The organism is Serratia sp. szju (assembly GCF_044594185.1).
Classification (GTDB): Bacteria; Pseudomonadota; Gammaproteobacteria; order Enterobacterales; family Enterobacteriaceae; genus Serratia; species Serratia bockelmannii.
The window spans coordinates 760,154-771,205 of sequence record NZ_CP172576.1 but is presented as its reverse complement, the minus strand read 5'-3'; the positions used below and the strand labels follow the sequence as shown (position 1 = coordinate 771,205).

The following is an 11,052-nucleotide window of genomic DNA, read 5'->3' as shown; positions in this document are numbered from 1 at the left end:
ATTGTGATGCAATTATTTTCAGCATTGTTATCCCGGTTCGGGATTATTTGGCATCGTTTACATAGATCGGGGGAGTAACAAGCATAACCCGACAAGCGGCGAGCCAAGGTTATAAAGACGCGTGAGCTGACAAAAAAGCGAATGAGGCCTGATGGCTTATAACAGCCATCGGGCCTTGTGCTATGTGGGAAGAAACATTACAACGGTTGGCTGAACTCCACCCGCTCACCGTCCGGCCCGGCGATCATCAGATAGCGCACGCCGTTGGCGCCGCTGGGCTGCAGCGTCGGCCCTTCAATCACCGGATAGCCCAGATCCGCCAGCCAGCGTTGCGTGGCCGCCAGATCGGTGACCCGCAAAGCGATGTGGTCGATACCATAGGCGCTGGCGGGGCGAGTCAGCCCTTCGGCGGGTAGCTGGTATAACTCCAGCGTTAACTCACCCAACTGCAAAAACTGTACGGTGACGGGGCCGCTGAGCGCCAGCGTTTGCCGGGGTTCGAAACCGAGTGAACGATAGAAGCCGGCGGCTCGTTCGATATTGGCGCAGCGCAAACCGACGTGCATCAGCCCGTTAATCCGATGTGCCATATCAAATCCCCTTGCGCGCGCAGTAGAAGCCATAGAAGGCGACGTAGGCGAAGCAGACCAGCGGCACCGCGAAGGCGATCTGCATATCGCCGCCGTTGAGATCGGAGATGATGCCCATGATTAACGGCACCACCGCGCCGCCGATGATCGACATCACTACGATCGAACCGGCCACCTGAGTTTCTTCGCCCAGCCCTTTGATCGTCAGGCCAAAGTTGGTTGGCCAGCACAGCGCCATGCAGAAGTTGACGCCCATGATCGCCACCACCGCCAGCAGGCTTTGGATGTTGACGGCCAACAGCAACAGCAGCACGCATACCGAGCAGAACACGCCGAGCAGCCGCGCCGGGCTGAACTTTTTCATCAGCGCGGTGGTGACCACCTTGCCGGCCGAGTAACAGACCAGCGTGGCCAGCAGCCAGTAGGTGGCTGAATGCTCGGTTGCTCCCTGTTCAATCATCTGCACAAAACGAATGGTGAAACTCCACAGCCCTACCTGCGCGCCGACATACAGGAACTGCGACAGCACTCCCAACCGGAAGCGCGGCAGCGCCAGCAGGATCTTCAGCGATTGCATCAGCGGCTTGCCCGCTCCCTGGTGCGAGCGCTGGGTTTTGCAGGCGGGGAATTTCACCGCCACGAAGATCAGCGCCAGCACGATCAGCACGCTGCCGATGATCAGATAAGGTGTGACCACCTGTGACACCATCTGGGTGCGTGCCGCTTCGGCCGCCGCCGGTGGCATCTGCAGCAGTTCGGCGTGGCTGGGATCGTTTTTGCCGAACACCAGCTGCTGGCCGATCAATACGCCAAAAATGATCCCCAGCGAGTTGAAGATCTGCGAAAAGTTGATGCGCTGGGTGGAGGTTTCCAGCGGCCCCAGCAGGCTGGAGTAGGTATTGGCGGAGGTTTCCAGGAACGACAGCCCGGTGGCGATCACCCCCAGGCAGGCCAGGAAGGCGCCGTAGGTCATGATCTGCGCTGCCGGGATAAACAGGAAACAGCCGAGCGCGTACAGGCACAGGCCGATCACGATCGCCACCTTGTACGAGTAGCGTTTGATCACCGCTGCGGCGGGCAGCGCCATCACGAAGTAGCCGAGGAAGAAGATCGACTGCACCAGTGCGGTTTGGGTATCCGACAGATCGAAGCCTTTTTTGAACTGGGCGATCAGAATATCGTTCAGGTTGCCGGCCATGCCCCACAGGGCGAACAGGCAGCAGACCAGCATCAGCTGCAGCCAGGGCGTGGCGGGCAGATAGGCGCTGCGGTCGATACTTTCGGCCGCGGCGTGCTGCGCGATGTCGCCCTTGTTAATCAGAGAGTCGCTCATTGCGGTGTTCCTTCATCCGGAGAAAAAGAGAACGAGCTAATAACGTCAAGCTGTTCGTAGAGGGGTTGCGCCTGGCGGTAGAGCTGTTCGAACAGCTCGAAGCAGCGCAGGTAGTGCTCGTGCTGGCGTGGATCGGGAGTAAATTCGCGCTCGATGCTGACGGTGCGGCTCACCCCCTGGGCGAAACTGCTGAACAGCCCGACGCCGACCCCGGCAACGATCGCGCAGCCGGTGGTGCCGTTCTCCTGATTGCGCGTCTGCAGCAGCGGCAGGTTATAGACCGAGGCTTTGATCTGCAGCCACAGCGGGCTGCGTGCGCCGCCGCCGGAGGCGATCATTGCCTCCGGCTCCTGTGCGTGGCGCCTGAGCTGCTGCAGATTACGCAAGGAGGCCAGCGCTACGCCTTCCAGCACCGCGCGGTAGAGATGCGGCTGCCCATGCTTGCGCTGCAGGCCGAAGAACTGCGCGCGCGAGTTGGTGTGTTCCGCCAGCCGCTCGCCGGTCAGGTAGGGCAGGAACAGCAGCCCCTCGGCACCCGGCGGCACCTCGGCCGCCATATCGAGCATCTGTTGGTGGCTGAGTTGGCCGGCGCTTAGCGCCGAACGCGCCCAGCGCATGGCGTCGCCACCGGCATCGAGCAGGGTAAAGCCGCCCCAGGCCGAGTTGGCCAGGTGCAGGTTGTTGACGCTGGCAGAGAGCAGCGGGTGTTCCGAGACCACGGTGAGCAGCGTGGAGGTGCCGGTGCTGTCGGAGGCGATGCCAGCCTGATAGACGCCGGAACCGAGCAGGGTAGCGGCCATATCCGCCGTGCCCGCTACTACCGGCACGCCCGGCGGCAGACCGGTAACGCTTGCCGCTGCGGGCGTAATGTGGCCAATCACCTCGCTGGAGAGGTGGATGGCGGGCAGCTGATCGGCGCGCAGCCCGAACTGCCGTAGCGCCTCTGGCGACCACTGCAGCGTGGCGCTGTCCATCAGGTAATAGCAGGAGGCTTCACTGTAGTCGGTGGCGCGTACGCCGCAGAGCCGGAAATTGACGTAATCCTTAGGCATCAACACCGTGGCGATGCGCTCCCACTGCGATGGGTGATGCTCACGCAGCCAGGCCAGCTTGAACGCCGGCCAGGCGGCGGTGGGGGGATTGTTCAACAGTTCGAGCCAGGGCTGCGGCGGCTGTTGGTGGCTAAAGCGCGCCACCTGCGGCTGCGCGCGTTTGTCGTTCCACAGCATGGCGCGATCGACGACCAGCTCGCCGTCGGCATCGAGCAAGACCGTGCCGTGCATCTGCCCGCAGGCGCCGACGGCGGCGATACGCGGCCAGTATTCGGCGTAGCGCGCGTACAGCTCCTGCGTACACTGGCAGACACTCTGCCACCACAGTGAAGGCGGTTGTTCCGACCAACCGGCCTGCTGCGTGATCTGTTCGTACTCACGCTGGGCGAAGCCAAGGATTTCCCCGGTGTTGGTGACCAGCCCGGCGCGGGTGCTGCCGGTGCCGATATCAAGGGTAAGAAGTAAATCTTTCATTGTTATCACTCCCGTGGCGGATGGTGCGGGCCACCCGCAGAAGCGTGCGCTGGGATCGCGCAAGATTAGTTATCGTTCAGCTCTGGGAACAGGCCTGGCTCCTGTTCGAGCTGCTCCAGCACGCGCTGGGTGGCCGCCGCGCTCATGCCAAAGCGGCGTACGCCCAGCCGATACAACGCGCGCACCGTGTCCAAATCGCGAATGCCGCCGGCCCCTTTGATCTGGATGCGGCCACGCAACTGATCGGCGATGATCGCCACTTTCTCTACCGTGGCGCCGGTCGGTGCCCAGCCGGTGGAGGTTTTCACCCAGACCATGCCGACTTCGACGGCGATATCGCACACCCGACGGATCTGCTGCTCGTTCAGATAGTGCGTCTCCAGAATGACTTTGGCCGGCACCGGTGCGGCGGCCTCGACTACTCGGCGCAGATCTTCACGCACGTAGCCGTAATCCCCCGACAGCACCTTACCGATGTTCACCACCATATCGACCTCGCGCGCGCCCTCGGCGATCAGCTGGCGCACCTCCTGCACCTTGAGATCGGTGGTCTGCCCACCGCCGGGAAAGCCGACCGGCCCGCCAATCATCACGTCCGCCTGGCCGTGCTCCGGCAGCAGGGTACTGAGGAAACGCGTCCAGCACGGCAGCACGTGCACCGAGATGATGCGATAGCGGCTGGCCAGCGCGGCGCAGTGGCGCACGTCTTCCTCGGTATTGGTGGCCTGCACCGCGCTCAGATCGATCAACCTGGCCATGCGTCTGGTTGTTTCATTCATTGCGTTTATCCTTCTTTTATTTTCATTTGATTTTATTTATTCACCTTATTCTCTTTCATATGGCTTTAAAATCATCATTTGGTGAAATTGTGATCGGATCTGCGGTTTTGTGGTGAGGGGCGTGAAAGTGCGGGAGGAAGATGCGGTAAACGCCGCAATAAGAGGGTAAATGGGGATTGTGACGCTTTTTTCGACATTTAACTCATTGAATGCCTGATAACTCTTGCGCACCGATCGCGGGAAGGTATAATGCACCCGTTTTCCGCATACTACTTCAGTGCCGAAGTGGCGAAATCGGTAGACGCAGTTGATTCAAAATCAACCGTAGAGATACGTGCCGGTTCGAGTCCGGCCTTCGGCACCATTAAGTACCGCGCGAACAAGAAGCCACCGAGAGGTGGTTTTTTTGTGCCTGGAATCTGCCTACCGCAATTACCTACCCACTTTACTGTATTGACACATTCCCCATCCCCGTAAAAACCGGATATTCCTGATGTTTTGCTAATTCCTATCTAATTGATATTGAATATCAAAATTGCGTTCTATTGGGAACTGTTGGCTCAAGGCATTCCAGGATGGAGGTAGGGATCACGCGGGTATTAATGCGACCTGCGCTGATGAGCACTAGAGAAGGCCGCCAATGCCCCGGAATAAATTTTGTCAGGGCTATCGCATATGGTGTAAACGTCCGCACTCCGTTCCGCAGCTAGCTTGCTCTTCAAATTAACAGCTTATAAGCTGTATTGATTGTAAAACACCCTATGAGCTGTATTTTGCATTTACAGCCTGTAAGGTGTAACGTGGGCAAAACAGCCTATAATCTGTACACAGCGATAAGCCAGCGAGCCGCTATTTATGAATACCGTCTATCCGTTAAAAACACTGAGCCAGCTACGCCCTTTGCTGGTGGGGTTTCGTAAAGCAAAAGGTCTGACGCAAAAAGACGTTTCGGAGAGGCTGGGCGTCACTCAACAGACCTATGCGCGCCTGGAGTCAAACCCTGCATCAGCCAGTCTGGAGCGCCTTTTTAGGGTGTTTAATGTGCTGGGGATTGAAATTGTGTTTTCCTCAGAGCTTGCCTCTCCGGGATGTGAAACGGAAGAAATCTCTACAATTCATATAGACTCGCCGGCAAGACGGGAACAGTGGTGACGAAATGCGTCGTTCGCAACAACGGTTAGCTATCTGGATGAACGGTATTCCGGTGGGATACTGGGAAAAGCGTAAAGGCGAAGATCGGCTGGAGTATCTGCCTGAGTGGATTGCAGATAGTCAGGGGAGGCCTTTGTCGCTTTCTTTGCCTTTCACGCCAGGGAATCAGCCTTATCGCGGTAGCGTGGTACGCGATTATTTCGATAACCTGCTGCCGGATAGTGAGGGGATCCGCCGACGTTTGGCTATGCGCTATCATGCCGACAGTCTGGACCCTTTCGATTTATTGGCCGAACTGGGTCGCGACTGTGTTGGTGCCATACAGCTTCTCGATATCGGTGAGCAACCTGCTGATATCTTTTCCATCAGGCAGCGTCCGCTTGCAGAGGCGCAAATCGCCGAAATGCTCCGCAATACTGCCACGACGTTACCGGGGCTGCAGGGACAGGATGACGATCTGCGTTTATCCATCGCCGGCGCTCAGGAAAAAACGGCGCTGCTGTGGCATGACAACCAGTGGTGTTTACCTGAGGGAAATACGCCGACCACGCATATTTTCAAATTAGCGCTAGGCCTGGTGGGAAACATGCGGGCCGATATGCGCACGTCCATCGAGAATGAATGGCTCTGCTCCATGATTGTTGAACACTATGGTGTGCCGGTAGCAAGTACCCATATTGCGCAGTTTGAAGATCAAAAGGCACTGATCGTTGAGCGTTTTGACAGAAAATTATCAAGCGACAAACAGTGGTGGATCCGCCTGCCGCAAGAGGATATGTGCCAGGCTCTGGGCGTTTCGCCGCTGAGGAAGTATCAATCAGATGGTGGCCCCGGTATTACCGATATTATGGAAATTCTGAGTCGCTCGGAACAGGCTGAAACAGATCGCAGGCACTTCTTTAAAGCGCAGATTATTTTTTGGCTGCTGGCCGCGACAGATGGCCACGCAAAGAATTTCAGTCTTGCACATTTACCGCAAAATCGTTACCACCTGACGCCATTGTACGATGTGCTATCGGCCTGGCCGCTGATTGGCCCGGGTAATAACCAGATAGCCTGGCAGAAGTGCAAACTGGCGATGGCCGTTCGCGGGAGCAGTAACCATTACCTGCTTAGCCAGATCCGACGCCGCCACTGGATAAAACACGGTGAAATAACTGGGTTAGGCCAACAGGAGGTTGAATCCATTATTGAAGAGCTGCTGGCAGCAACCCCGGGAGTGATTGATTGTGTCATTGGACTGCTACCTGATTCGTTCCCAGCCGAATTAGCGGAATGCATTTTTGATGGTATCAGGCAGCAGTGCGCGCGGTTGGCAGGGCGATAGTGATATAGTGCTCGGTGCGGGCAGGGCCATGCAGAGCATGTTACTGAAGCTGATCTGTTAGTTTCTGATTATTGTGGGAAGCATCAATAATGTGCCTGGCTTTCGGTTAAAGTATTTCCTGGGGAAAGATTTTGATTGTTATTCCGTAACTCATCACCCTAAAGCCGAGCACCTTTGGCTAATGTTCGGCTTTAGGTTAACTTACAGGTTTACTTTAAATTAAATGTGAATTTTTATATTCATTAATAAAATCAATGTCATGTAATTCTACACTGGTTTCCCTGCGTATGGCTAACCGCTGCCACTCTTCCCTTTCGCAATGGCGTCGATAGCCATGAGAGAGCCAATTCCAACTGCCCAGAATCACTCGTTCACCGTCGATGATAATCAGTTTCTCGTGTGTCCCTTCCGGTAGACGAATGACGTTATCGTGGCCTAACAATTCGCAATACTGTGCGACTAACGCCGGTTCGCTATCCTCATTCTGGTAGTTCTGTCGGTAGTAGCCGTAGTAAACTTTCACATTAACGCCGCGGCGCTGAGCTTCAGCCAATAGTTTTAGCTGCGGTGGTTGGCCAAATCCGCCTTTTTCCCCATAGCGAATCCACGGTGAAATCACGATTAACTCTTTTTCGCACATGGCAGCTTGGGCGGTAAAGGCCGCTATGTGCTCGCAATCGTGATAATAGGCTAAGCGATGCGGACTATTTTGCAAGGTATCGAACTGCGGGTGCTGTGAGCCGAATTCCAGTAAGAAATCTTCCGCTGCCGCATTGGCCAGTGTTTTTAAATAGCCCCCGGCTCTGACCAATCGCTGATAATTGCCAACGATAATGAATTGTTGTTTTGCACGTGAGACCGCTACGTTCAACATATTTGGCGCTTTATTCTGGAAAATTTCACCATCGCGGGCGTGATAAATTACCGGACTATAAATGATTACTTCAAAACCTACCCCCTGAAATTGATGCACGGTGCCGATTCGGGGGGAGGTATAGTGATCCAGTCTTTTCCCAATTCTATGTATTAACATCATTTTCTGATTGGAGTACGGGGTAACGATACCGATATCTTGTGTCAGGTCATAGCCGGCGTCTTCCAGTTTATCGAGCAACTGTTCGATGGCATCGACTTCATCCATGTTGGTATTGACCGCACTGCCTTTTTGCCCTTCGACGCTATAGAACATCAAATGATGCTCGCCCATTTCTTTAAAGGCCCCGCTAATGCGAGTTTTGGCTGGTGCCGTTTCAATACTGATGCCGCGATAACCTGCTAACTTACAGAACAGATTGGCGATCGGCGTTTGGCAGCGGCGATGTTCATCCAGGACAATGCCGTTGCCAATATCGCTGACTTGTCCCGATTGCGTGCCGGCCGCACGGTGATAAGCGGTGACTGTCATTGGTGAGACCCGTTCGAAAAGTGTGTTGTCCTGAGCGAAATATTTCTCACGTATCTGGTTTTGCCCTGCTTCAGATAAATTGCGTATCGGCTCGATCTGCAGTGGGTCACCGACCACCATAGCACGCTCACAGCGGCTTAACAGGGGAACTAATGATTCTGCGGACATCATCCCTGCCTCATCGCAAAGCGCTAAATGCCATGGCTTATGGCCGTTAAGATCGTTAAGCCATTGATAGCCTGCGGCCTTGCGTGCGGAAACCAATGTGGTAGCCATTACCGGGTAAACGAGCGACAACAATCGGTAGAACTGGTCGAAGCGATCTTTCCACCAAAAAAATTTTGGGGCCTTGCCATTGCCAAGCAAGCTTCGCCAATGGCTTAACACGTCTTCCAGCTCATTTTTCCGCTTTAACTGCTCTTGCCAGAGATAGCCAATGGAGGCGGCGAACATACTACGATGGGTTTTGATAAAGCGCTGACGAAGGATGTCGCACCACGAGCCTTCCGGAAAATGCGTTTGCAGTGCATTGGCCTTTTGCCGGGCGGTTTCAAGCTGTATCTGGAGATCGATGACCGCCTGTACGTCTTCCCTCAATGCATCCAGCGCAGCGCTGTGCTGTGGGTCCGTAGCAGGTTCTTGCAGAGTATTTAAATGGGCACATAATTCTGCGTTGTTTTCCAGCGAGTTTGTCGCCGTAACCAGTTGCGCAAGAACGGTATGGGGCTGGTCCGCCAATTTAAAATAGTGGAATTCTTCCGGATAAAAGCTTTCCAGTTTTTGACGGATTGCCGTCTGGCGTGCAGAGAAAAACCGGGCGAACAGGGCGGCGAGGCCCGTTTGAGGATAACTGCTGTAGCCCTGTTCCAGCGGCGAACGCAGTGGGCTTGTTTGCATCCACTGAACTATTTCATTCCAGCTATGGGGCAATGGCCACGTCGCTTCTAACGCTTTCGCGTGTTTTTCGGCATCGATGCGTTTGGTATATTCGCGAGCAATGCTTTCCTGATGAGCTTCAACCTGAACCAGCAGTTCCGTTAAATACTGGGGGCCTGATGCTGTGGAACTCAATCCATGCTCGTTAGCCACAGTAGAGAGCTGTTGCAGGCGTTGCTCGAAATAGGCCCGGAACGCCGTCAGATCGGGAAACGAGAGCAAGGCCTGTTTGGCTTGCTCGACGCTATCGTGATATTGGGTAAAACAGTGGAGGATTTCCGCCTGACCTGTTTTCAACACGTTGGCATGGGCCGTTTGCAGTTGTTCTTCATACACTTCGCTTTGCCATGAATGCAGTAAGGCGTCCAATCGCAGTAATTCTTTATTGATTTGCTCTTTAGAACCAGCCTGGAACCACAACCAATTCAGATCCTGCGTAAGCGGGTCTTGGCGTAAGTCGTCGATGATATTTTCAACCGCTTTAATGGCCGTTGACGTGACCAGCATACCCAGATTGACATCATCATCGTTTATCAACCGAAGCGCTCTTTCGACAATCTTTTGCGCAATCAGCGATTTAAATAATGTCGTTTTACCCGTGCCGGGGGCGCCTTGCACGGCAACCAGAAGCTCATCCTGATTAATGGCCTGGATAGCCTGCATTTGCCCATGGCCCAACGGCCAGGTCTCTTCAAAGAGGCCGCAGGTCGCGACATCCCGATAATGAACAGGATGTTGTTCGTCATGGCTGTAGGTCAAATACCGTTCCAGCGGCGGATAGTCATACTTGTTATCGCTGTCGCACAGCGCTTCGTAGTCTTTGCCGTCACTTTTCGTTTGTCCATCGTCGTTGTGAAGCGGGGCGATGAGCAGATTGAAGCCGGATTCCGGAACGGCATAATGGTGGTTGGAAAGTTTACTTTTCAACCACTCTTCCAGCGTGCTGAAGGCTGAAAAGAAGCTCTCGAACTTGGTGCTGGTCAGGGCGCCGACCAGGCTCATCATGTGCCGGTTTTCACCCAGCTCGGCAATGTCGGTGTTCAAAATTTCCCGGAAAGCGTAAGGCATGGCTTGAACACGCAAACCGTCCTTTACCGGGAGCAGGATTTTATCGGTAGTTTCATCACGAAAAAGCGACTCGGGGAGTTGGGCCATAAACAGCGGCAAAAAGCGAGCGTGTTTTTGATTTCTTGTCTTTTCTTTAATGCGCAGGATGGGGAACATAATTTGCAAAGGTTCAATATGCTCTATATTCCCTTTCCCATCTTTCTTGACGAAGCGCTTGCGCAGGTAGGCAAGGGTTGCCGGTGGCAGGGTGATAAAAACGCCGCGCTCATTCTCATCGCAATCTTGCGCAGACAGCATTAACTGTTGTGACTCGTGCAGTTCACTAGCTGATATTTTGCTTTTTTCGACACCGTTTAGCTTTATATACTCTTGCCATGCTTCCAGAACGATTCGTGAATCTTTACTTATCATTGTGAGCGTTCCTTGCACAAAAACTTCCTTTTTAGTCCCTGCGCGTCATCATATCAATAAAAATATTTTATATAATACGTGCTGTATTGAGGCTTGTGAAGTTTGGGTTTTTAGTATTTTGCCTAGCTAGGCATTGTTTGGGGTGGCGTTCGGCGTCAGTAGAGTCAGACACTTTTCCTGTTTGATCGACTGCACAGGAGGGCTACTACGTTGTTACGAGCGTGGGGTCAGTCCAGCTAGTTCAGGAAACTGACCAAAACCAAAGGGGCTTTCCCAGAAAACAGTTTGTTGAAGCTGCTTTATCTGTGACTGATGAACGCACAGGAGAAATGGACAATGCCCATCCAGGACTGGAATTTGACATTGTCGCAGTTAGCCATTTATTTTGAGGGGCGAATGAGTAATGTGATGACGCTGTAGAATTTTTAACGTAACACAGAATTCTGAACGCTCTCGAATTTTTCGCTGCCTCCCCTGAACAGGCAGTGACGAACTTCAGATTAATTCGATAAGATGCGAGTATCC

The 11,052-nt window shown here is 54.1% G+C and carries 7 protein-coding genes, 1 tRNA gene and 1 pseudogene; 4 read left to right on the top strand and 5 right to left on the bottom strand.

Features of this window, described 5'->3' with window-relative positions; genetic code table 11:
* Positions 1–197: 197 nt before the first annotated feature.
* From RE418_RS03760 to deoC, 4 genes are all read right to left on the bottom strand, one after another.
* Positions 198–590, bottom strand: a complete 393-nt coding sequence (locus tag RE418_RS03760) for a VOC family protein (protein WP_043136290.1) — start codon at positions 588–590, stop codon at positions 198–200.
* A 1-nt stretch (position 591) separates the two neighbouring features.
* Positions 592–1,923, bottom strand: a complete 1,332-nt coding sequence (gene fucP / locus RE418_RS03755; RefSeq protein WP_049271155.1) for an L-fucose:H+ symporter permease — start codon at positions 1,921–1,923, stop codon at positions 592–594.
* The gene (locus RE418_RS03750; protein ID WP_049294761.1) at positions 1,920–3,449 is read right to left on the bottom strand and encodes an FGGY-family carbohydrate kinase; all 1,530 of its coding nucleotides are present in this window, start codon (positions 3,447–3,449) and stop codon (positions 1,920–1,922) included. The genes fucP and RE418_RS03750 overlap by 4 nt, the downstream gene beginning before the upstream one ends.
* 65 nt (positions 3,450–3,514) lie before the next feature.
* Positions 3,515–4,228, bottom strand: a complete 714-nt coding sequence (gene deoC, locus RE418_RS03745) for a deoxyribose-phosphate aldolase (RefSeq protein ID WP_212637134.1) — start codon at positions 4,226–4,228, stop codon at positions 3,515–3,517.
* 279 nt (positions 4,229–4,507) lie between these two features.
* Between deoC and RE418_RS03740 the strand changes: the two genes are divergently transcribed.
* The 3 genes from RE418_RS03740 (at position 4,508) to RE418_RS03730 (ending at position 6,707) form a co-directional block, all read left to right on the top strand.
* Positions 4,508–4,592: transfer RNA gene (locus RE418_RS03740), tRNA-Leu, on the top strand.
* 491 nt (positions 4,593–5,083) lie between these two features.
* On the top strand, positions 5,084–5,380 hold the full coding sequence (locus RE418_RS03735) for a helix-turn-helix domain-containing protein (protein WP_089181608.1): 297 nt from the start codon (positions 5,084–5,086) through the stop codon (positions 5,378–5,380).
* Between the two features lie 4 nt (positions 5,381–5,384).
* A complete protein-coding gene (locus RE418_RS03730; RefSeq protein ID WP_089181609.1) occupies positions 5,385–6,707 on the top strand; it encodes a type II toxin-antitoxin system HipA family toxin in 1,323 nt (440 codons plus the stop codon).
* 214 nt (positions 6,708–6,921) lie between these two features.
* Here RE418_RS03730 and RE418_RS03725 read toward each other — a convergent pair whose 3' ends face one another.
* On the bottom strand, positions 6,922–10,527 hold the full coding sequence (locus RE418_RS03725; protein WP_217429012.1) for an AAA domain-containing protein: 3,606 nt from the start codon (positions 10,525–10,527) through the stop codon (positions 6,922–6,924).
* 240 nt (positions 10,528–10,767) lie between these two features.
* On the opposite strand from RE418_RS03725, the pseudogene RE418_RS03720 reads away from it, so the two are divergent.
* Positions 10,768–10,947, top strand: a pseudogene (locus tag RE418_RS03720) (IS256 family transposase); the annotation flags it as partial.
* Positions 10,948–11,052: the final 105 nt, after the last annotated feature.